General features: G+C 73.7%; 17 protein-coding genes. 5 read left to right on the top strand and 12 right to left on the bottom strand.

Annotated elements, in window-relative coordinates:
* From ACWDYJ_RS13490 to ACWDYJ_RS13520, 7 genes are all read right to left on the bottom strand, one after another.
* On the bottom strand, nucleotides 1-152 hold a 152-nt coding region (locus ACWDYJ_RS13490; RefSeq protein ID WP_451565729.1), incomplete at its 3' end, for an adenosylhomocysteinase.
* 257 nt (nucleotides 153-409) lie between these two features.
* Nucleotides 410-1,339 (bottom strand): cation diffusion facilitator family transporter, encoded by a 930-nt coding sequence (locus tag ACWDYJ_RS13495; protein ID WP_451565664.1) that lies wholly within the window; start codon nucleotides 1,337-1,339, stop codon nucleotides 410-412.
* A 75-nt stretch (nucleotides 1,340-1,414) separates the two neighbouring features.
* On the bottom strand, nucleotides 1,415-2,572 hold the full coding sequence (gene manA, locus ACWDYJ_RS13500) for a mannose-6-phosphate isomerase, class I (RefSeq protein WP_451565665.1): 1,158 nt from the start codon (nucleotides 2,570-2,572) through the stop codon (nucleotides 1,415-1,417).
* Nucleotides 2,573-2,617: 45 nt separating this feature from the next.
* Nucleotides 2,618-3,751 (bottom strand): SIS domain-containing protein, encoded by a 1,134-nt coding sequence (locus ACWDYJ_RS13505; protein WP_451565666.1) that lies wholly within the window; start codon nucleotides 3,749-3,751, stop codon nucleotides 2,618-2,620.
* 74 nt (nucleotides 3,752-3,825) lie between these two features.
* Complete coding sequence (locus ACWDYJ_RS13510) at nucleotides 3,826-4,011, bottom strand: Trm112 family protein (protein WP_362883080.1); 186 nt, start codon at nucleotides 4,009-4,011, stop codon at nucleotides 3,826-3,828.
* A 370-nt stretch (nucleotides 4,012-4,381) separates the two neighbouring features.
* On the bottom strand, nucleotides 4,382-5,752 hold the full coding sequence (locus ACWDYJ_RS13515) for a phosphomannomutase/phosphoglucomutase (protein ID WP_451565667.1): 1,371 nt from the start codon (nucleotides 5,750-5,752) through the stop codon (nucleotides 4,382-4,384).
* A 78-nt stretch (nucleotides 5,753-5,830) separates the two neighbouring features.
* On the bottom strand, nucleotides 5,831-6,205 hold the full coding sequence (locus ACWDYJ_RS13520) for a DUF3499 domain-containing protein (RefSeq protein WP_451565668.1): 375 nt from the start codon (nucleotides 6,203-6,205) through the stop codon (nucleotides 5,831-5,833).
* Nucleotides 6,206-6,424: 219 nt separating this feature from the next.
* On the opposite strand from ACWDYJ_RS13520, the gene ACWDYJ_RS13525 reads away from it, so the two are divergent.
* Nucleotides 6,425-6,925: a metallopeptidase family protein gene (locus ACWDYJ_RS13525; protein ID WP_451565669.1), complete on the top strand. Its 501-nt coding sequence runs from the start codon at nucleotides 6,425-6,427 to the stop codon at nucleotides 6,923-6,925.
* Here ACWDYJ_RS13525 and ACWDYJ_RS13530 read toward each other — a convergent pair.
* From ACWDYJ_RS13530 to ACWDYJ_RS13540, 3 genes are all read right to left on the bottom strand, one after another.
* Entirely contained in the window at nucleotides 6,922-8,403 is a 1,482-nt protein-coding gene (locus ACWDYJ_RS13530) for a DUF5719 family protein (RefSeq protein ID WP_451565670.1), read from the bottom strand. The two genes, ACWDYJ_RS13525 and ACWDYJ_RS13530, sit on opposite strands and share 4 nt — an antisense overlap.
* Nucleotides 8,400-11,990, bottom strand: a complete 3,591-nt coding sequence (locus tag ACWDYJ_RS13535; RefSeq protein WP_451565671.1) for a glycosyltransferase — start codon at nucleotides 11,988-11,990, stop codon at nucleotides 8,400-8,402. Before ACWDYJ_RS13535 ends, ACWDYJ_RS13530 begins: the two co-directional genes overlap by 4 nt.
* A gap of 230 nt (nucleotides 11,991-12,220) precedes the next feature.
* Nucleotides 12,221-12,484, bottom strand: coding sequence for a WhiB family transcriptional regulator (locus ACWDYJ_RS13540; RefSeq protein ID WP_003983763.1), 264 nt, complete (start codon nucleotides 12,482-12,484; stop codon nucleotides 12,221-12,223).
* A 641-nt stretch (nucleotides 12,485-13,125) separates the two neighbouring features.
* Here ACWDYJ_RS13540 and ACWDYJ_RS13545 point away from each other — a divergent pair.
* Genes ACWDYJ_RS13545 through ACWDYJ_RS13555 form a run of 3 tightly spaced genes read left to right on the top strand, consistent with a single transcriptional unit; the run spans nucleotide 13,126 to nucleotide 15,966 of the window.
* Entirely contained in the window at nucleotides 13,126-13,692 is a 567-nt protein-coding gene (locus tag ACWDYJ_RS13545; protein WP_451565672.1) for a cysteine dioxygenase, read from the top strand.
* A 13-nt stretch (nucleotides 13,693-13,705) separates the two neighbouring features.
* Nucleotides 13,706-14,665: a 2-phospho-L-lactate transferase gene (cofD, locus tag ACWDYJ_RS13550; RefSeq protein ID WP_451565673.1), complete on the top strand. Its 960-nt coding sequence runs from the start codon at nucleotides 13,706-13,708 to the stop codon at nucleotides 14,663-14,665.
* Nucleotides 14,662-15,966 (top strand): coenzyme F420-0:L-glutamate ligase, encoded by a 1,305-nt coding sequence (locus tag ACWDYJ_RS13555; protein WP_451565674.1) that lies wholly within the window; start codon nucleotides 14,662-14,664, stop codon nucleotides 15,964-15,966. Before cofD ends, ACWDYJ_RS13555 begins: the two co-directional genes overlap by 4 nt.
* Before the next feature lie 37 nt (nucleotides 15,967-16,003).
* Here the strand turns inward: ACWDYJ_RS13555 and ACWDYJ_RS13560 are convergent, their stop codons facing one another.
* Both ACWDYJ_RS13560 and ACWDYJ_RS13565 read right to left on the bottom strand, forming a co-directional pair.
* On the bottom strand, nucleotides 16,004-16,939 hold the full coding sequence (locus ACWDYJ_RS13560; protein ID WP_451565675.1) for a DNA-3-methyladenine glycosylase family protein: 936 nt from the start codon (nucleotides 16,937-16,939) through the stop codon (nucleotides 16,004-16,006).
* A gap of 191 nt (nucleotides 16,940-17,130) precedes the next feature.
* The gene (locus tag ACWDYJ_RS13565) at nucleotides 17,131-18,558 is read right to left on the bottom strand and encodes a peptidoglycan recognition protein family protein (RefSeq protein ID WP_451565676.1); all 1,428 of its coding nucleotides are present in this window, start codon (nucleotides 18,556-18,558) and stop codon (nucleotides 17,131-17,133) included.
* 139 nt (nucleotides 18,559-18,697) lie between these two features.
* Between ACWDYJ_RS13565 and ACWDYJ_RS13570 the strand changes: the two genes are divergently transcribed.
* Entirely contained in the window at nucleotides 18,698-19,447 is a 750-nt protein-coding gene (locus ACWDYJ_RS13570) for a TIGR03089 family protein (protein WP_451565677.1), read from the top strand.
* The last annotated feature ends 107 nt before the right edge of the window (nucleotides 19,448-19,554 follow it).

Below are 19,554 nucleotides of genomic sequence, written 5' to 3' on the forward strand. Positions count from 1 at the left end.
TGCAGGGAGCCGGTGATGCGGGCGCCGGCCAGCGGCTGGGTCGCCGCGTACTCCTCGCGGATCGACATCAGGCCCGGCATCTCGTGCTCGGCCAGGGTGATCTCCTTGCGGCCGAACGCGGCAAGGGAAAGGTCTGCGACCTTGAAGTCCATGGGTGCTGCTCCTCATGGTTCGAGAGGGTGGGTACGGCTGAGCCGTGCACGGGCGGAACCCGTGCACCGAGCACAGTCCGTCGGGGGCCCTCTCTCCCCTCGGCCGGTCCAAAGGACCGCCCGACCGCCATCAGCAGCGACGCCTGACACTGAGGTCGAATCTACACCGATCGGCCCAGCGGGCCCCAGTCGGCAGGGAGACGAGTCTGGCTCGGTTTCGGCCTTCCGGCGGAACGGTCCGGGGCTTTGCGGCCCGGTCAGAGGGTCTTGGCGGCCTCGGGGTCGAAGATGTCCGGTTCCAGGTAGATCACGCGGGCGATCGGGACCGCCTCGCGGATGCGGATCTCCGCGGCGTTGATGGCGTTCGCCACGTCGACCGCCGTGTCCTCGTGGCGGATGGCGATCTTGGCAGCGACGAGCAGCTCTTCCGGACCGAGGTGGAGGGTCCGCATGTGGATGATGCGGGTGACGCTCTCCCCGTCGACGACAGCGGCCTTGATCTTCTCGACCTCGTCGATGTCCGCGGCCTCGCCCAGCAGCAGGGACTTGGTCTCCAGGGCCAGCACGACGGCGATGACGATCAGCAGGACGCCGATGCACAGGGTGCCGATGCCGTCCCAGACGCCGTTGCCGGTCACCAGGGCGATGCTGACGCCCGCGAGGGCAAGCACGAGGCCGACGAGCGCGCCGAGGTCCTCAAGCAGCACGACCGGGAGTTCGGGGGCCTTGGCCCGCTTGATGAACTGGCCCCAGGTCTGGTTGCCGCGGATCTCGTTCGACTCCCTGATGGCCGTACGGAACGAGAAGGACTCGGCGATGATCGCGAAGACCAGGACGCCGACGGGCCAGTACCAGTGCGAGATCTCGTGCGGGTGGTGGATCTTCTCGTAGCCCTCGTAGATGGCGAACATGCCACCGACGGTGAAGAGCACGATGGAGACGAGGAAGGCGTAGATGTAGCGTTCCCGCCCGTACCCGAAGGGGTGTTGGGGGGTCGCCTCGCGCTGGGCCTTCTTCCCGCCCAACAGCAGCAGACCCTGGTTGCCGGAGTCCGCGAGCGAGTGGACGCTTTCCGCGAGCATCGACGAGGATCCGCTGAAGAGGAACGCCACGAATTTGGCTACAGCGATGGCGAGGTTGGCGGCGAGTGCCGCCACGATCGCCTTGGTACCGCCCGACGCGCTCATGGGTGCTGGATGTCCCTTCCTAGCCACTGACTACGGCCGCACATTGTTGCAGGTGCCGGTGCGGTCGACGCTACGTCAGACCACTACGGTGGCGCGGAAGACGGTGCCGGTACCGGACAGTTCGGCCTTTTCGCCCGCCGGGACGAACACGGACTCGCCGGGGGCCAGGGTCAGTTCGCCGATGTGCGGAGCGCCCGCGGTGCAGAGCAGGATCTGCGGGGTGGTGTCCGGCAGGACGCGGGGGGCGCCGCCGGGGGCCAGGAGGAAGCGGGAGAGCCGGAATTCGTCGATGGGGGTCTCGTAGACCTCTTCGCCGTCGCCCTCGGGGCGCTGCACGGCCGGGTCGCCCGACTCGAACTTCACGATCTTCAGCAGCTCGGGCACGTCCACGTGCTTGGGGGTGAGCCCGGCGCGCAGCACGTTGTCGGAGTTGGCCAGCAGTTCGACGCCGAGGCCGTCGAGGTAGGCGTGCGGGACCCCCGCGCCGAGGAACATGGCCTCGCCGGGCTGGAGTCGTACGTGGTTGAGCAGCATGGCCGCGATCACCCCGGGGTCGCCCGGGTAGTCGTGGACGAGGGCGGCGTACGGCTCGTACGGGCCGCCCAGGCGCTCGGCGGCGGCCGCGGCCTCGGCGACGGTGTGCGCCATCTCCGTGCGGTCGGCGGTCAGTACGGCGGTGAGCACCTCGCGCAGGGCGGCCTCTTCGGGATGCGCGTGCAGCAGGTCGACGTACGGCTTGAGGGAGTCCACGTCCAGGCCGGCGAGCAGCTCGGCGGCCGCCAGCGGGGAACGGAATCCGCACAGCCCGTCGAAGGGGGTGAGCGCGCAGATCATCTCCGGCTTGTGGTTGGGGTCCTTGTAGTTGCGGTGGCCCGCGTCGATCGGGACGCCCCGGCGCTCCTCGTCCTCGAAGCCCTCCTTGGCCTGGGCCAGGTCGGGGTGGACCTGGAGGGAGAGCGGGGCGCCGGCGGCGAGCAGCTTGAGGAGGAAGGGCAGGCGGGGGCCGAACTTGGCGACGGTGGCGGAGCCGAGCTCGGCCACCGGGTCCGCGGCGATGACCTCCGCGAGGGTGGTCTCGCCGGCGCCGCGGTCGAGACGGGAGGGGGCACCCGGGTGGGCGCCCATCCACATCTCGGCCTGGGGCTCACCCGTGGGCTCGACCCCGAGGAGGGCGGGGATCGCGGTGGTGGATCCCCACGCGTAGGGGCGGATCGTGTTCGTCAGGCGGTCCATCGTCGTCTTCCTGGATCTGAATGAGGGCGGGCACGGGTGTGTGCCTCAGCTGTGTCCGCGGGAGGCCAGCGCCAGATATGCGGTGGCGAAGTCCGTGACGGCGAGGAGTTCGGCGAGCTGCTCCAGCTCTCCGCCCTCCTCCGGTTCGAGTTCGCTGACGGCCGTGTCGTGGCTCAGGGCGAGTTCGCGCGCCGCCGGGGCGGCGGAGAGGCCGCCGGTGGGCCGGTCGCGCAGCAGGACGATACGGGCGCGCAGGGCCTGGAGCTCCTCGACGCGGTCGCGGAAGAAGTCCTCGGGGTCGGCTCCGGCGGCGAGGGACCCGGCGAGCAGGACGCCGTGGGCGGGCAGCGCCTCGGGGAGTTCGGCCGCCAGCGCGGGGCGGCCGGCCAGCTCGGCGAGGGTGGCGGCGAAGCGGCGGCCGGCCGGGCCCGCGGCGGCGCCCTCGGTCCAGATGAGCGGGAGGGAGTCGGCGAGTTCGGCGGCGAGGGTCTTGGCCGGGTTGGAGTACGTGGCGATGGCGGGTCCGCAGCGCTCGGCGGTGCGGTCGAGCCGGTCGGCGACCCGCTGGAGGGAGTCGTGTGCGGCGACGACCAGCCCCAGCTTGTCGAGGAGGACCAGCAGCGGGGTCAGCAGGGCCCAGAGGGCGCCGGGCCCGGCCGCGGCGGACTCGTCGTACTCCTGGTACGGAGCCTTCGCCATCGGTACGAGCACCCCGTGCGCGCCGTCCACCGCTTCGCTCAGCGGTGAGCGCTCGGGCGCGACGGCGACCACCGTGCAGCCGCGCCGGTAGGCCTGCTCGGCGAGGAGCGCGAGGCCCGGTTCGGTGCCGTCGGTGGTGGCGATCAGCAGCAGGTCGACGGGGCCGGCCCAGCCGGGCAGCCCCCAGCGCAGCGCCCCGGCGGCGTGCGCGACGCCGGTGGGATGCAGGCGGGTGACCGGGGCGGCGGCCCCGGCGAGGGCGCCGAGGAGGTCGGCGACGCCGGTGGCGGCGGTGCCGGAACCCGCGATGAGCACGGCGCGGGGGCGCCCGTCGGGGCGCAGGTCGGCGAGACCCGCCTCGGTCGCGTGCCGGGCGGCGGTGCGGACTCTGGCCCCCGCCTCGGCGGCGCCGCGGAGCAGCCCGCGGCGGTCGGCACGGGCGAGATCGTCCGGTGCGTCGAGGAGTGACTCGTCGAGCATGGCGGCCTCCGGCGGTGTTGACGGACCCAGGGCGGTGGAATCGGTCTCAGCAGGTGTTGCGGGCGGAGCGGCGATCAGGCGGGGCGCCGGGCCTCGTCCACGAGGAGGACCGGGATGCCGTCGCGCACCGGGTACGCGAGGCCGCAGTCCTGGCCCGTGCAGATCAGCTCGGGTGCCGATTCGTCCGCCGACTTGTCCTCGAGGGGCGAGTGGCAGGCGGGGCAGGCGAGGATCTCCAGGAGGCCGGCTTCGAGCGGCATGGGGCGGTTCCCTTCGGGCATGCGGATTGGGCGTGGTCAGCGTACCGCCGAGTCACCTGCGGTGCGGCTTCGTGGAGCCGGTGGTGCCGCGGGTCGGGGCCCGGACCCGGTGGCGGGGCTCCGCCCCGGGACCCCCGGCTGCGCCGGGCACCGGGCTCCGCCCGGACCCGCGCCTCGAACTCCCCCAGCTACCTCCCCCAGACTCCGTCCGGGGGGACCCCCTCGGAGGGGCCCCCTGGCGGGGCTGGAAGGGGTCTGTGGGGCTGGAGGGAGCTGGCGGGGCGGTAGCCCCCTGCCGGCACTGCGCGGAGCGCGGGGGGCTGGGCCTGCGGGCCGGGATCGCGGGGCGACTGCGGCCCGGCGCGGTGGGTCAGGCGCGGATGAGGGTGAGGACCTCGTCGCGGATCTTGGTGAGGGTGGGCCGGTCGCGGGCCTCGACGTTGAGGCGGAGCAGCGGCTCGGTGTTGGAGGGGCGCAGGTTGAACCACCAGTCGGCGGTGGTCACGGTCAGGCCGTCGAGCTCGTCGACGGTGACGCCGTCCTGGGCGCCGTAGACGGCCTTGACCTCGGCGGTGCGGGCGGCCTGGTCGGCGACGGTCGAGTTGATCTCGCCGGAGCCGACGTAGCGGTCGTAGGAGGAGACCAGGTCGGACAGGGTGCCCTCCTGGCCGCCGAGGGCCGCGAGGACGTGGAGCGCGGCCAGCATGCCGGTGTCCGCGTTCCAGAAGTCCTTGAAGTAGTAGTGCGCGGAGTGCTCGCCGCCGAAGATGGCGCCGGACTTGGCCATCTCCTCCTTGATGAAGGAGTGGCCGACGCGGGTGCGCACGGGGGTGCCGCCGTGTTCCTTGACGACCTCCGGGACGGACCAGGAGGTGATCAGGTTGTGGATGACGACGCCGGAGCCGCCGTTGCGCTCCAGCTCGCGGGCCGCGACCAGGGCGGTGATGGCGGACGGGGAGACGCCCTCGCCGCGCTCGTCGACGACGAAGCAGCGGTCGGCGTCGCCGTCGAAGGCGAGGCCGAGGTCGGCGCCTTCGGCCTTCACCCGGGCCTGGAGGTCGACGATGTTCTTCGGGTCGAGGGGGTTGGCCTCGTGGTTGGGGAAGGTCCCGTCCAGCTCGAAGTACATGGGGACGAGGTCCAGCGGGAGGCCCTCGAAGACGGTGGGGACGGTGTGGCCGCCCATGCCGTTGCCCGCGTCGACGACGACCTTGAGCGGGCGGATGGCGGTGAGGTCGACCAGGCCCTTGAGGTGCTCCGCGTAGCCGGTCAGGGTGTCCTGCTCGGTGATCGTGCCGGGGACGGTACCGGCGGGGATCGCCGGAGCGCCCTCGTCGGTCCACTTCTCGGCGAGTTCGCGGATCGTGGAGAGGCCGGTGTCCTGGCCCACGGGGGCGGCGCCGGCGCGGCAGAGCTTGATGCCGTTGTACTGGGCCGGGTTGTGCGAGGCCGTGAACATCGCACCGGGCAGGTCGAACTTGCCGGAGGCGTAGTAGAGCTGGTCCGTGGAGCACAGGCCGATGAGGGTGACGTCGACGCCACGGGCGGCGGCGCCGCGGGCGAAGGCCGCGGACAGGCCCGGGGAGGAGGGGCGCATGTCGTGGCCGACCACGATCGCCTTGGCGCCGGTGACCTCCACGAACGCAGCACCGAACAGCACGGCCAGGGGCTCGTCCCACTCGTCGGGTACGACGCCACGTACGTCGTATGCCTTGACGATGTTCGAAAGATCTGCGGCCACTGCCTGCCCTCCTGAAGGTCCTGTGCGGTGGAGCAAACCTACCTTGTACGGAGAGCCGCTTTTCAGACGATCCGCGTGTCAGGAGTCCGGCGAACGCAGGACCCGCAGGTGTCCGCGACGCGTCTCGCCGGTCGTCTGCGCCCCGGAGCGGCCCCGGCCGGCCTCGGCGGCGCGCTCGGGCGGACGGGCGGCCTCACGCACGGCGTTGGCCAAGGCTTCGAGGTCATCGCCGCTGGGGCGTGACGGGCCGGAACCGTCCGACAGGCGTACGACGTCCCAGCCGCGCGGGGCGGTCAGGCGCTCCGAGTGCTCGGCGCACAGGTCGTAGCAGTGGGGTTCGGCGTAGGTGGCGAGCGGGCCGAGAACTGCGGTCGAGTCGGCGTAGACGTACGTCAGTGTGGCGACGGCAGGGCGGCCGCACGCGGTGCGCGAACAGCGACGTACAAGGCTCACGACGTTGGACGGTACCGCACTCTTGACCGGGCCGCGACGACTCTCCCGCTGGTCACTCCCCCGTGTCGTACTCCCCGGCGGTTGGCGGCGGGGGCGGCCGAGTCCGGAACGGTGCCCAACCTTGGCCGGATCGTTCAAGGTGTGACACCGGTGCGACACCAGGTCGTGACCGGATCGAGGCCCTGCCGGGCACCGGGCGGTGAGAGCTACCCTGCGAAGGTGACGGACAGCCCGCTTCCCCCCCGCCCCACACCCGCCCAGAGCTCCGGGAACACCACCGGCGCCGAGACCCCGCAGGAGCCCCGGACGCGGCGGCGCGACCGCCACGGGCGGGGGATGCGCGGCCCCCTGGCGCCGCCTCAGGTGCCGCTGTCGGCGAGCCGGGCGGAGTTGTTCGGGGACCTCGTACGGGATTCCGTGGAGCGGCTGGAGCGGCGATGGCCGCAGCTGGCCGAGGTGGAGTTCGTCATCGCGGACGTGCCCGGCCCGCCGGGCGGGCCGGACAGCGGCTGGAACGACGAGGCCGTCCCGCTGGGCGGGTTGGCGGAGGCACGCGACGGACGCGGGCCGCGGATCGTGGTGTTCCGGCGCCCGGTGGAGATCCGCGCCAAGACGCGGGACGAAAAAGCCCTGTTGGTGCACGAGATCGTGGTGGAGCAGGTGGCGGAGCTGCTCGGCCTCTCACCCGAAACGGTCGACCCCCGGTACGGGCAGGACTAACGGGTCAGGATCGAGGGGTCCTCGACGGCCTTGGGGACGGAGACGGTCGAGCGGTCGTCCGAGAAGGCCTGGACCGTGAACATCGGGATCCCCTCGTGCGGCAGGCCCAGGGTGCGGGCCGCGTGGACCGGGCCGCCGGACAGGGTCTCCACCGTCAGGGCGTACGCGCCCTTGCCGCCCGCCGGAGCGGGTGGCGGGGACACCGCGAGGGTGGTGCCCGCCTTGACGGTGAACTCCGAGGCCGCCGGTTCGCCGCCCTCGGTGCCCGGGGAGGCGGTGACGCGGACCTTCGCGTCGGCGCCGCCCGCTGCCGTGAGGGCCAGTGTGGTCGCCTTGGCGTCGATCCGGTTGTCCGCGATCGTCGCCCGCTCCCCCACCGGGGCGCTCGCCGGGATGAAGCCCAGCTCCTGCTTCGTGCCGGTGCCCCGGACCACCCGCAGGGCGGCGACGACCGGGACGGCCTTCTTGCCTTCCACCGGGGTCAGCAGGAGCGAGCCCGCCTCGCCGCGCGTCACGTCCTTGAGGTCCACGCTCGCCGTCATACCGGCCTTGACGTGCAGTTGTTCGTTGCCGGCCGGGCTGATCGAGCCGGTCGGGCCGGCGAGCCGCAGGGTGAGGTCGGCGTCGTCCTCGGCGGGGGTGAAGGCCACCAGCCGTACGGAGGTGGCGTCGGACGGGATGCCGGGCAGGACGAGGGATCCCGCCGGGCCGGTGGAGGCGGGCAGCCAGTCGGCGCCGATCCCCTCCTCGGCGATCTGCACGGAGGCTCCGACCCGGCCCGAAATGGTCGTCACATGGGCGGTGACGTCCGCGAGCTGGGCGTCGCGGGCCAGGTACGACAGCAGCACCTTCTCGCTGGAGCGGGGGCCGACGCTGATGACGGTGTCGACGGTTCCCGGCTTGTGCTTGACCAGGCCGTCCGGGCCGTAGAGCTTGACGGCCACCTCCGCCACGCTGTCGTCCGGGTTGGTGAGGTGGACGTAGTCCTGGCGGCCCTTGGCGGTACTGACGCCGGGGAACCAGAAGTCGGTGCCGGGCGCCGTGCAGGCCACTCCGAGCAGGCCCCGCGCCTGGCCGACCGAGACTTTGGTGGTCTGCTGGGCGGTCCAGCCGGCGGCCAGGATCCCGTCGGCGGTGCCCGTCAGCGCGGGCGCCTCGGCGCCGGAGGCGGTGGCCGTGACCGGCTTGCCGGGCTCCTTCGGCTCCAGGACCGCCTTGCCGTCCTTGGTCACCAGCCGGGCGGTGCCCTTGCCGGCGGTCTTGCCGGGCGTGAGGGAGGTGTACGTGGTCTCGGCGATGTCCGACGTACTGGGCGCCGGGCACACCAGCACCGACCGCTCCACCGGCAGCCGGGCGGCGGCCGCCTTCTTCGCGTCGGCGTCCGGGGCGGCGGCGGGGGCGGTGAGGAAGGCCAGGCCGGTGACGGCGGCCAGCGCCACCGTCACGGCCGCGAGCGAGAGGGGGGCGCGCTGCTTCACTGCTGGGGGCTCCCGTCCGGACGGCGCGGGTCGTGCTGTCCGTAGGCGTCGTAACTCTGCTGCTCGTGGTCGTACGGATAGGGCTGCTGCTGCGGGAACGGGGGCTGCCGCGGGTACGGGTAGGGGTCGGCGTACTCCGGGTAGGGCGGCTGCTGGTGCTGCTCGTACACCTGGGGCGCCGGGTAGGCGTACGCCTCCTCCCCGTACACCTGCTGCGCCGGGATCTGCGCGTACGGGTCGACGACCGCCTCGGCCGGTGCCGGCTCGGGCGCGGTCTCGGCGCGCAGCCTGCGGGCGCGGCGGCCCTGGCCGGCGTCGCCCGGTCCGGGCTCGCCCGGCTGGTCCCCGGAGGAGGCCGCGGCCTCCTCCTCGGGGAGATCGTCGTCGAGCCGGGCGCGGCGGCCCGGCAGGGCCATCACGAGCAGCACCAGGGCGAGCAGTCCCTGCGCCCAGTGCCAGGCGTCGCGGGTCAGCGAGTCCTGGTGGACGAGGTCGAGGCGCCCGCCCTCCTCGGGCAGTTCGAAGCCCTGCGCCCAGCCGTCCAGGGTGGTGGGGGTGAGCGGCTTGCCGTCGAGGGTGGCGCGCCAGCCGGGGTCGGCCCGGTCGGCGACGCGCAGGGTGCGGCCCTCTTCGCCCGCCGGGATCTTGGCGTGGGCCTCGACGGGGCCCGCGTCGACGGCGATCGGGGCCTGTCCCGGCGCGCCGGGGACGATGGCCACGCGGGCGGGCAGGCGCTGGACCTCCCAGACGGCGGTGCCGTCCTCCTGGTGGTGCTGCTTGAGGCCGGGGGTGCCGTCCAGGGTCTGGCGCATCGGGCGGGGGCCGCCGGGCGGGATCATCACGTAGCGGACGGCGAACGCGGCGAGCTGCTCGGACTGGTTGGCCCCGGAGCCGGAGACCAGGCTGGCGACCGTCTTGTCGAGGCCGGGCTCGCTGCCGGTGTGGGCGAGGAGTTCGGCGTCGCCGAGGCGTACGCCGGAGCCGCGGACCAGGGTGTAGGAGACGGTGGCGGGCGAGTCGCCGCCGAGGACGAGGGTGCGGGTGCGGTTGCTGTCGTCGGACTGGTCCGCGACGAAGGCCGGGACCTGGACGGGGTCTCGCCGTCCCAGCGGTCCGTCGGCCCCGGCGGCCATCCACGCGGCGGCGCCGAGCAGCGGTCCGACGGCGGCGGCGAGCGCGACGAGGGCGGCGAGCGGCTGGCGCCAGCCGAAGCTGCGGGCGGCGACCCGCTCCTTGGCGCCGTCCGCGCCGAGCACGGCGGCCGCGAGGAGGGCGAGTCCGTAGACGAGGCCGGCGGGTCCGGCCCAGCCCGTTCGGTTGAGCAGGACGGCGAGGAGCAGGCCGGCCAGGGCGGCGGTCCAGGCGGCGCGGACGGCGAACCGCCGGTCGGCGCGCAGCAGGGCGGCCAGGGCGGCGAGGACGGTGCCGGCCAGCAGCAGTCCGCCGAAGGTGCCGGGGCCGCCGGGGCTGAGGCCGATCAGGTCGAGGGGGGTGGCGGAGCCGGCCGCGGAGGGCAGGCCGGCCTCGCGCAGGAAGCGCCCGGGGTGGGTGAACAGACCGAGGGACCAGGGCGCGAGGACGAGGACCGGCACGGCGAGGGTGGCGAGCAGCCGCGGGGCGTACGTCTTCGCGTGCGCGCGGCGCGCGAGGAGGGCGGCGGCTCCGAGGACGGCGGCGAGCGGCCACACGACGGGGGTGAAGGCGGTGGCCAGGGCCAGCAGGAGGGTGTACGTCCACACCGCGCGCCAGGTGCCGCGCTGGTCGGCGCCCTCCCGGGCGGGGTGGGACGGTGCGGCCCCGAGGCCGAAGGCGGCGACGGCGGAGCGGGCGATGAGCGGCAGCAGCACGGCGAGGACGGCGGTGCCGAGGCGGCCTCCGGCGAGCGCTCCGGTCACGGCGGGCAGGACGGCGTAGGCGATGGCGGCCCAGGCGCGCAGCAGCCGGGATTCCACGAGCGGCCGGGAGGCGAAGTAGGCGGTGAGTCCGGCGAGCGGGACCGAGCAGACGAGGAGCAGGGTCACGGCGGCCTCGGCGGAGCCGGACAGCAGGACGGCGAGGGCGCCGAGGACCGCGAGGTAGGGGGGCGCTTCGGCGGTGGAGCCGATGCCGACGGCCTGCCAGTCGCCGGTGTAGGCGCGCCACAGGTCGAGGCCGCCGTCGGGGGCGGGGAGCAGGGCGCCGCCCATGAGGGAGCCGGCGCCGAGGAGGGCGCGGCAGGCGATGAGCGAGACGAGCAGGAGCAGCCCGAAGAGGACGGGAGCGGGTTTGTGGGCGATCCGCTTGAGCCGGCCGAACTGTTCGATCTCCAGGTAGTCGGCGTCGTCGCCGCCGGGGCCCGACTCGACGGCTCCGCCGTGCCGGCCGGCGGGAGCGGTGTCGGTGTCGCGGTCGGAGCCGAAGTATCCGGCGAGTTGTTCGGCGTTGGCGCGCAGGGTCGCGCCGGGCGGCGGGAAGGCGAAGCGCAGGTCGGCGTTGGGGACGGCGGGCCGACGGCGGCGTCTGCGGGCGCTGAGGATCCGGCCGGGGCGCAGGAGGGTGGCGAGCAGGCCGGTGATTTCGTCGACGGCCTGGCCGGGGGCCTTGCCGACGAGGTAGGCGAGGGTGCGCAGCAGGGTGCCGGCGACGAGGCGCAGGAGTACGTACGGCAGGGCGCGGCCGGAGGAGTTGGCCAGCATCGTGTAGACGGCGCCGGCCTTGTCGACGCGGTGGGGGCTGACGGCGGAGCGGCCGACGCAGTCGACGGTGCGGCGTTCGCGGGCGGAGGCCTCGGCGTGGCGCAGGACGGCGTCGGGGGCGACGAGGACCTCGTGGCCGGCGGACTGGGCGCGCCAGCACAGGTCGGTGTCGTCGCGCATCAGGGGCAGGCGGCGGTCGAAGCCGCCGAGGGCGTCGTAGACGTCGCGGCGCAGCAGCATGCCGGCGGTGGAGACGGACAGGACGCGGCGGACCTGGTCGTGCTGGCCCTGGTCCTGTTCCCGGCGGTCGAGGCCGGTCCAGCGGCGGCCGCTGCGGGCGATGGTGACGCCGGCTTCCAGGAGCTGCTTCTTGTCGTACCAGCCGCGGAGCTTGGCGCCGATGACGGCGGCTTCGGGGTTCTCGTCGGCGACGCGCAGCAGTTCGGTGAGGGCGTCGGGTTCGGGGGCGCTGTCGTCGTGGAGCAGCCAGAGCCACTGGACGGGTTCGCCGTGGGGGAGGTCGGGGAGGTCGTAGGCGTCGTCGTGCCAGGTGCGGCTGACGGGGTCCCAGCCGCTGGGGCGCTTGAGGTAGGGGAGTTCCTCGGGGGTCAGGACGCCGGCGGTGCGGACGGCTTCCTCGACGGCGGCGCCGAAGCCGGTGCGGCGGGCGAGGTGCAGGACGCGGTCGTCGCCGAAGGCCTCGGTGAGGAGGCGCGCGGAGTGGTCGGCGCTGCCGGTGTCGGCGGCGACGTGGTTCTGCGCGGGGCGTTCCTGGGCGAGGAGGCCGGCGAGGGTCTGGGGCAGCCAGCGGGCTCCGTCGTGGGCGACAAGGACCGCGGTGACGACGTGCCGGGGGAACTCGGGGGTGGCGGCTGCCTGGTGGGAGACCGTCGAGTTGCTGTGCAGGGACATCGCGGTACGGGCCCTCCGGCCGGGGATCCGGGGGTGGTGTGCCCTCGGAGGCTGCTGGACAGCGGCCACACTAACGGCTGGCAAGACGACGGTCCGCCTCCTGCGGGGAAGGTGCGGGAGGCGGACCGTTTGCTCTGCTGGATGCTCTGCGGGTGGTGCGGTGGATATGTCGTACGACGCCTTGTGGCTGTTCAGCGCGTGGGCGCCCCGGCGGGAGCGCTCTGGGCCTCTCAGACCGCTGCCTTTTTCAGCCGACGGCGTTCGCGCTCGGACAGACCGCCCCAGATGCCGAATCGCTCGTCGTTGGCGAGGGCGTACTCAAGGCATTCGGAGCGGACTTCGCAGGCGAGGCAGACCTTCTTCGCCTCGCGGGTGGAGCCGCCCTTCTCGGGGAAAAAGGACTCGGGGTCGGTCTGGGCGCACAGCGCGCGCTCCTGCCATCCGAGCTCTTCGTCCGCTTCCTCGACCAGCAGTTCCTGAAACAGCTCGGTCATGTGCGCCCCTCGCTCTGTCTGTGCGTCCCCGTGATGTTGCCGTTACTGATCGCTACGTAACGACACGAGTGAAATTACAAGTGCGACGCTCCTGCGCAGTCAAGCCGAGATCTGCTATTGGGCGCCTTATTCACTCGGCGGAACCAAGCGTATGCAGAAAGTGTTGATATGGCCAAAAATCGTGACACATGCCACGCACACCCCACAGGCCCCACTCTCTGCCGTAGACGACGCGTCACTCGGGGGTGGGGATGCGATTCAGCCGAAGATGCGGCGCGGATCACATTCCGGTCACGAGTGGCGCCGACTGGTTTGAGGCGGCGTCGGCACGATGTGGAGCGGCACATCCCCTGACGGAGACTGCACAAACCTTTCTCCGCGCGCAGTAACCGGATGAGGTGAAACTTTTCGCCCGAACCCGACATTGGGTTGACAGTGCAGCCCCTCGCCCGGTCTCCTTGTCTGCATGTCAGCGCCCGCAGTCGCCACCCGGACCCCCATTCGTGGGTTCCTGAGCGCTGCCCAGGTTCGCTGTTGCTGTTGTAGCTGTTGATGCCTCCGGAGCCACGGCTCCGTCTGAGCACCGGCTACCCCACCGCAACCGCCCGGCACGACTGACATCCGTCGAGGACTCCCCCACGATGAACAGCTCGCACGCAGCCCCCCGCACCCCCGTCGCCGCCCCGGCCGTCCCCGCCCCGGCCGTCGCCCCGGCCGTCGTCGAGAGCGACCTCCAGATCGGCGGGGACATCCTCGCCGTCCAGCACCTCCTCCAGCCCGCCCGCGAGCACCCGGCCACCGTCGCCGAGTTCGCCGGCCTCGCCCGGTCGATCGCCGACGACCGCGCGAGCTGGGAGCACCTGGTCCGCTACGACGCCACCACCCGCTGGTACCACCGCCTGCGCACCGGCCCCGGCTACGAGGTCTGGCTGCTCAGTTGGGTCCCCGGCCAGGGCAGCGGCCCCCACGACCACGGCGCCTCCTGCGGCGTCATGACCGTCCTGGACGGCACGCTCACCGAGCACCGCGCACGCGGCCCGCTCACCCTGGGCGCGGGCTCCCAGCGCGTCTTCGGCCCCGGCTACGCCCACGAGGTCCTCAACGACACCCTCGACGGCGCGGTCAGCCTGCACGTGTACTTCCCCGGTCTGACCGAAATGCCGATGCACAGCTGCTCCCCGGCTCGCGAGGAGCACGTACCGGCCTGACAGACTGCGACGCATGCGCATTGTTGTTCTGGCCGGCGGTATCGGCGGCGCCCGTTTCCTCCGCGGACTCAAGTCGGCGGTCCCCGAGGCGGACATCACGGTCATCGGCAACACCGGTGACGACATTCACCTGTTCGGGCTCAAGGTGTGCCCCGATCTGGACACGGTGATGTACACCCTCGGCGGTGGCATCAACGAGGACCAGGGCTGGGGCCGTGCCGACGAGACCTTCACCGTCAAGGAGGAACTCGCGGCGTACGGGGTCGGACCCACCTGGTTCGGCCTCGGCGACCGCGATTTCGCGACCCACATCGTCCGTACGCAGATGCTCGGCGCGGGCTTCCCGCTCAGCGCGGTCACCGAGGCCCTCTGCGACCGCTGGCAGCCCGGCGTCCGGCTGCTGCCCATGTCCGACGACCGGGTCGAGACCCACGTCGCGATCACTGACCCCGCCTCCGGCGAGCGCAAGGTCGTCCACTTCCAGGAGTACTGGGTCCGGATGCGCGCCGCCGTGGACGCGGAGGCCGTCGTCCCCGTCGGGGCCGAGCAGGCCAAGCCCGCACCGGGCGTACTGGAGGCCATCGCGGCCGCCGATGTGATCGTCTTCCCGCCGTCGAACCCGGTCGTGTCGATCGGGACCATCCTCGCCGTGCCCGGCATCCGCGAGGCCGTGGCCGCCGCCGGGGCGCCCGTGGTCGGCCTCTCCCCCATCGTCGGGGGCGCGCCCGTGCGCGGGATGGCCGACAAGGTGCTGGCCGCCGTCGGCGTCGAGTCCACCGCCGCCGCCGTCGCCCTGCACTACGGGACCGGGCTGCTCGACGGCTGGCTCGTGGACACGGCCGACGCGGACACCGTCGCCGAGGTGGAGGCCGCCGGGATCACCTGCCGTGCGGTGCCGCTGATGATGACCGACCTCGCCGCGACCACCGCGATGGCGCGGGCCGCCCTGGAGCTGGCGGAGTCCGCCCGGTGACCGGCGAGCACGTGCCCTCGTACGAGGTACGGGCGATCGGCGGGATCCCGGAGGTCCGGCCGGGTGACGACCTGGCCGGGCTGATCGCGGCCGCCGCGCCCGACCTGCGCGACGGAGACGTCCTGCTCGTGACCTCGAAGATCGTCTCGAAGGCGGAGGGCCGGATCGTCCGCGCCGACTCCCGCGAGGACGCCATCGACGCCGAGACCGTACGGGTGGTCGCGCGCCGGGGCACCCTGCGCATCGTCGAGAACCGCCGGGGCCTGGTCATGGCGGCGGCGGGCGTGGACGCCTCGAACACCGAGCCCGGCACCGTACTGCTCCTGCCCGAGGACCCCGACGCCTCGGCGGCGGCGATCCGGCGGGGCCTGCGGCAAGCCCTGTCCGTGGACGTGGGAGTGATCGTCACCGACACCTTCGGACGGCCCTGGCGCTCCGGGCTGACGGACGTGGCGATCGGCGCGGCCGGCGTACGGGTGCTGGACGACCTGCGCGGCGGCGTGGACGCGCACGGGAACCCGCTGAGCGCGACGGTCGTCGCGACCGCCGACGAACTGGCCGCCGCCGGGGACCTCGTCAAGGGCAAGGCCGCCGGGCTGCCGGTGGCCGTCGTGCGGGGACTGGGACACGTACGCGCGGAGGGCTCGACCGCCCGGGACCTGGTGCGCTCACCGGCCGACGACATGTTCCGCCTGGGCACCTCCGAGGCGGTACGGGAAGCCGTGACGCAGCGCCGGACGGTACGGGCCTTCACGGACGAGCCGGTGGACCCGGGCGCGCTGCGGCGGGCCGTGGCGGCGGCGGTGACGGCCCCGGCGCCGCACCACACCACGCCGTGGCGGTTCGTCCTGCTCGAATCGGCGGCGGCCCGCCGGGACCTGCTGGACGCGATGCGGGACGCGTGGATCGCGGACCTGCGGCGCGACGGCAAGTCCGAGGAGTCCATCGCGAAGCGGGTACGCCGCGGGGACGTGCTGCGCGGCGCCCCCTGCCTGGTGGTGCCGTGCATGGTGACGGACGGCGCGCACGACTACGGGCACGCCCGGCGGGACGCGGCCGAGCGGGAGATGTTCGTCGTCGCCATGGGCGCCGGCGTGCAGAACTTCCTGGTCGCGCTGGCCGGTGAGCGGCTGGGCTCGGCGTGGGTGTCCTCGACGATGTTCTGCCGGGACGTGGTCCGCAAGGTGCTCGCGCTGCCGGACCACTGGGACCCGATGGGAGCGGTGGCGGTGGGCCACGCGGCCGCGGCTCCCGTGGAACGGGCGGGGCGGGCGGCGGAGGACTTCATCGAGGTCCGGTAGTCGTTTCAGAGGTTCAGAGGTTCAGAGGTTCAGAGGTTCAGAGAAGGCCGATGTCCGTACGGGGCATCTTCGGGGTGCGGCGGGGCGGGACGCGGCCCGCGAGGAGGATCAGGCGGGCGGCGCGGTGGCGCTGGCCCGCGTACGGGGCGAGGAGCTCCAGCATCTCGGCGTCGTCGGCGTCCCGGTTGCCCGCGAGGGCGTAGCCCACGATCCGCGGCAGATGCAGGTCGCCCGTGGTCACGGCGTCGGCGGCGCCGTTGCTGCGCTGGAGCGTCTCGGCGGACGTCCAGGGGCCGATGCCCGGAACGGCCTCCAGGCGCGCGGCGGCCTCCGGCAGGTCCATCGCGGCGGCCTCCTCCAGCCGGGCGGCCACCCGGGCGGCGCGCACGATGGTCGCGGACCGCTTGGCGTCGACCCCGGCCTTGTGCCAGTCCCAGGACGGGATCAGCGCCCAGGCGCGGGCCGTGGGCATGACGTACAGGTCCTGCGGACCCGGCGCGGGCTCCCCGTACTGGCGGACCAGGCGGCGCCAGGCGCGGTAGGCCTCGTCGGTCGTGACCTTCTGCTCCAGCACGGACGGGATCAGGGACTCCAGCACCAGCCCGGAGCGGGTGAGGCGCAGACCCGGGCGGCGGCGGTGACTGGCGTGCACGAGCCGGTGGCGGGGGACGAACGCGGCGGGGTCGTCCCCCGCGCCCAGCAGGGCGGGCAGCTGCCCGAGGGCCCAGTCGGCGCCGGGGCCCCACGCCTCGGCGTCGCCGTGCGGGGTCACCCGGAGGGTGGCGGGGCCGTCGGGGGTCCGGCTGGCGCGCCAGACCGAGCCGTCGGGGGTGGTGCGGAAGGTGGGGTCGGCCGGGCCGCGTCTGAGGGGGCCGAGGGTCAGGGCGATGTCGACGGGGCCGTCGATCTTGCCGGCGCCCGCGGGCATGCCGGTGGGGGCGGTGCGGGTGAGGGGGTCGAAGCGGCCGGCCATGCGTTGAGCGTAGCCCGCCGGGGTTCGGGGGCGGGTGCCGCTGCGCGGGGCTTCTCCCCGCCCCGCCCTTCCTCCGTTCCCGCCTCCGGCGCGGCTTCAAGACCTGGGGCTCCGCGCCTCAAACGCCGGCGGGGCTGGGTTTGGCGGCCGGTCAGGGCAGCGGTGCGGGCAACTCCCCGGACCGCCGGAGGCTACGGGCGGCCCTGGAGTTTGGCTGACGTCGTGCGGGTCGGGGGGAGTTGGTCGTAGAGTTGGCGGCCGGGGCATTCCGTCGCGAAGCCGTCGCGGTGGCCCGAGATGACGTTCAGGCGGACGTTGCGGCCCTTCGCGTACAGGTTGCCGCCGCCCGACTTCAGGGTGGTCTTCCCGCGCGGGTTCGCGCCGAAGAGGCCGAGCTTCCAGGCCGTGAGGCGGGCCACCGCGCTCACGGCGGCCGCCGGCGGGGGCGTCGAGGAGTACGAGCCGATCACCGCGATGCCCATGCTGTCCGTGTTGAACCCCATGGTGTGCGCGCCGAGCACGGCCTTCGCCACGCCGCCCGCCCGGCCTTCGTAGACCGTTCCGCACTTGTCGACGGCGAAGTTGTAGCCGAGGTCGCGCCAGCCGCTGCTGACGACGTGGTAGCGGTACAGGCTGCGCAGCACCGCCGGGGCGTCCTCGCAGGCGTAGTTGTTGCCGGAGGCGCTGTGGTGGACGAAGGCCGCCTTGACGGTCTTGGTGAAGACGAGGCCCTTCTCGCGCAGGCTCTCGTCCGCGCCCCACCCCTTTCGGGTGACGATGCGCGGGCGCGGGCCGATGTAGGGGGCGGCGGCCTGGCTGAGGGTGCCGTCGCCGGCGAGGATCGCGTCGGCGGTCGAGTCGGCCTTGTTGAGCTCGGAGATCTCGTTGGCGCCCAGCGGGGCGAGCGGGACGTTGGCGGAGGAGGCTTCCGCCATCTCCATCGTCATGCCGGGCACTCCGGCCACCGCGTCGCCCTTGTCGTCGCCCCCCGGGCCGCTGTTCTTGCCGTCGCCCGGCGGGGCGGGCTGGGCCGATCCCGGGTCGACGAGTTCGATGCGCATGCCCGAGGGAAGGCGGCGGCTCGCGGCGCGGGTGTTCGGACCGCCCGCTTCGGCCTGGACGCGGACCTCGACGGCATCGGACGCGCCGACCCACAGCGGGGCGGTGCTGCCGCGGACGCGTCCCGAGCCGCGTTCCGCCGCGTCGGGGTCGGCGGCGTGTTCGCTGTTGTGGGTCTCGACGTCCTGCCAGTCGGACCAGGTCGCCGTCTCCGTGGAGCGGGTGCGGACCTGGACGTGGCCGAACAGCTCGGTGCTCGCGTCGTCCCAGACGACGCCGACCAGTGAGAACGTCTTGACCTCCCGCGCGGCCAGCCCCCGTGTCTCCGCCACGCCCGGCGAGGCGCTCATGCCCGGGACGCCGGGGACCCGGCCGGCCGACGGTCCCAGCGGGATGAGCGGCAGGGACTGGGTCGACCCGGCGGGGGTCACGGGGGCGGCCGCGTCCATGGACGCGGTCGCCCGGGTCGAAGTGGCCAGGGCGGGAGCAGGCAGCGCGAGCGGCAGGGCCAGTGCGGCAGCCGTCGCGACGCCGATCGAGGAAGGAAGGAATCCACGCATGCAATGGATGCTGGGGAGTCCCACCACGAAGCGCCATCGGAGAACTGACGATCCGTCCGGTGGGCGGCGGACGCCCTTCCCCCGGACGGCCGAGCCCACGCCCTCCGTACGGGGGAAGGGCCCGCGTACCCTGTGGCGGGTGAACGCCACTGACCGCACCCCTGCCGACCTGCTGCGATCCGCGCTCGCCGCCGATCCGGGCCGCCCGCTCGTCACCTTCTACGACGACGCCACCGGCGAGCGCGTCGAATTGTCCGTCGCCACCTTCGCCAATTGGGTGGCCAAGACCGCCAATCTGCTCCAGGGCGACCTGGGCGCGGAACCGGGCGACCGGCTCGCGCTGCTGCTCCCCGCGCACTGGCAGAGCGCGGTGTGGCTGCTCGCGTGCGCCTCCGTCGGCGTCGTCGCCGAGGTGGGCGGGGATCCGGCCGGCGCGGACCTGGTCGTCAGCGGGCCGGACACCCTGGAGGCGGCCCTGCGCTGCTCCGGCGAGCGGGTCGCCCTCGCGCTGCGCCCCCTGGGCGGGCGGTTCCCGCAGCCGCCGGCCGGGTTCGCGGACTACGCGGTGGAGGTGCCGGGGCAGGGTGACCGGTTCGCGCCCTTCGTCCCGGTCGACGCCGACGGCCCCGGCCTGGTGGTCGGCGGCGAGGAGCTCTCGTACGCGGCGCTGGTCGAGCGGGCCCGTGAGGACGCGGCGAAGCGGGGTCTCGGCGAGGGCTCGCGGGTGCTGTCGGGGCTGGGCTACGAGACCTGGGAGGGGCTCTCGGCCGGGCTCTTCGCCGCCCTGGCGGCGGGCGGCTCCGTGGTCCTGTGCCGCCATCTCGACCAGTTGTCGCGGGCGGCCCTGGCCCAGCGGGTCGAGAGCGAGCGCGTCACCCACACCGTCTAACGGCGATAACGGGCGATCTGTCACCCGAATGGCCCTTTACACGCCCCTGCCCCCGGGCCGCTCGGGCCGCCCGGGGGCACGATCGGCTCAGGCCGTGCCCACCCGTA

The sequence above is a fragment of the Streptomyces sp. NPDC003042 genome (assembly GCF_053591315.1).

Excerpts from the sequence above, each read along its gene's own strand:
- ACWDYJ_RS13565 (WP_451565676.1), bottom strand. The coding sequence starts at position 18,558 with ATGCGTGGATTCCTTCCTTCCTCGATCGGCGTCGCGACGGCTGCCGCA.
- ACWDYJ_RS13545 (WP_451565672.1), top strand. The coding sequence starts at position 13,126 with ATGAACAGCTCGCACGCAGCCCCCCGCACCCCCGTCGCCGCCCCGGCC.
- ACWDYJ_RS13510 (WP_362883080.1), bottom strand. The coding sequence starts at position 4,011 with ATGCCGCTCGAAGCCGGCCTCCTGGAGATCCTCGCCTGCCCCGCCTGC.
- ACWDYJ_RS13560 (WP_451565675.1), bottom strand. The coding sequence starts at position 16,939 with ATGGCCGGCCGCTTCGACCCCCTCACCCGCACCGCCCCCACCGGCATG.
- manA (WP_451565665.1), bottom strand. The coding sequence starts at position 2,572 with ATGGACCGCCTGACGAACACGATCCGCCCCTACGCGTGGGGATCCACC.
- cofD (WP_451565673.1), top strand. The coding sequence starts at position 13,706 with ATGCGCATTGTTGTTCTGGCCGGCGGTATCGGCGGCGCCCGTTTCCTC.
- ACWDYJ_RS13540 (WP_003983763.1), bottom strand. The coding sequence starts at position 12,484 with ATGACCGAGCTGTTTCAGGAACTGCTGGTCGAGGAAGCGGACGAAGAG.
- ACWDYJ_RS13535 (WP_451565671.1), bottom strand. The coding sequence starts at position 11,990 with ATGTCCCTGCACAGCAACTCGACGGTCTCCCACCAGGCAGCCGCCACC.
- ACWDYJ_RS13495 (WP_451565664.1), bottom strand. The coding sequence starts at position 1,339 with ATGAGCGCGTCGGGCGGTACCAAGGCGATCGTGGCGGCACTCGCCGCC.
- ACWDYJ_RS13505 (WP_451565666.1), bottom strand. The coding sequence starts at position 3,751 with ATGCTCGACGAGTCACTCCTCGACGCACCGGACGATCTCGCCCGTGCC.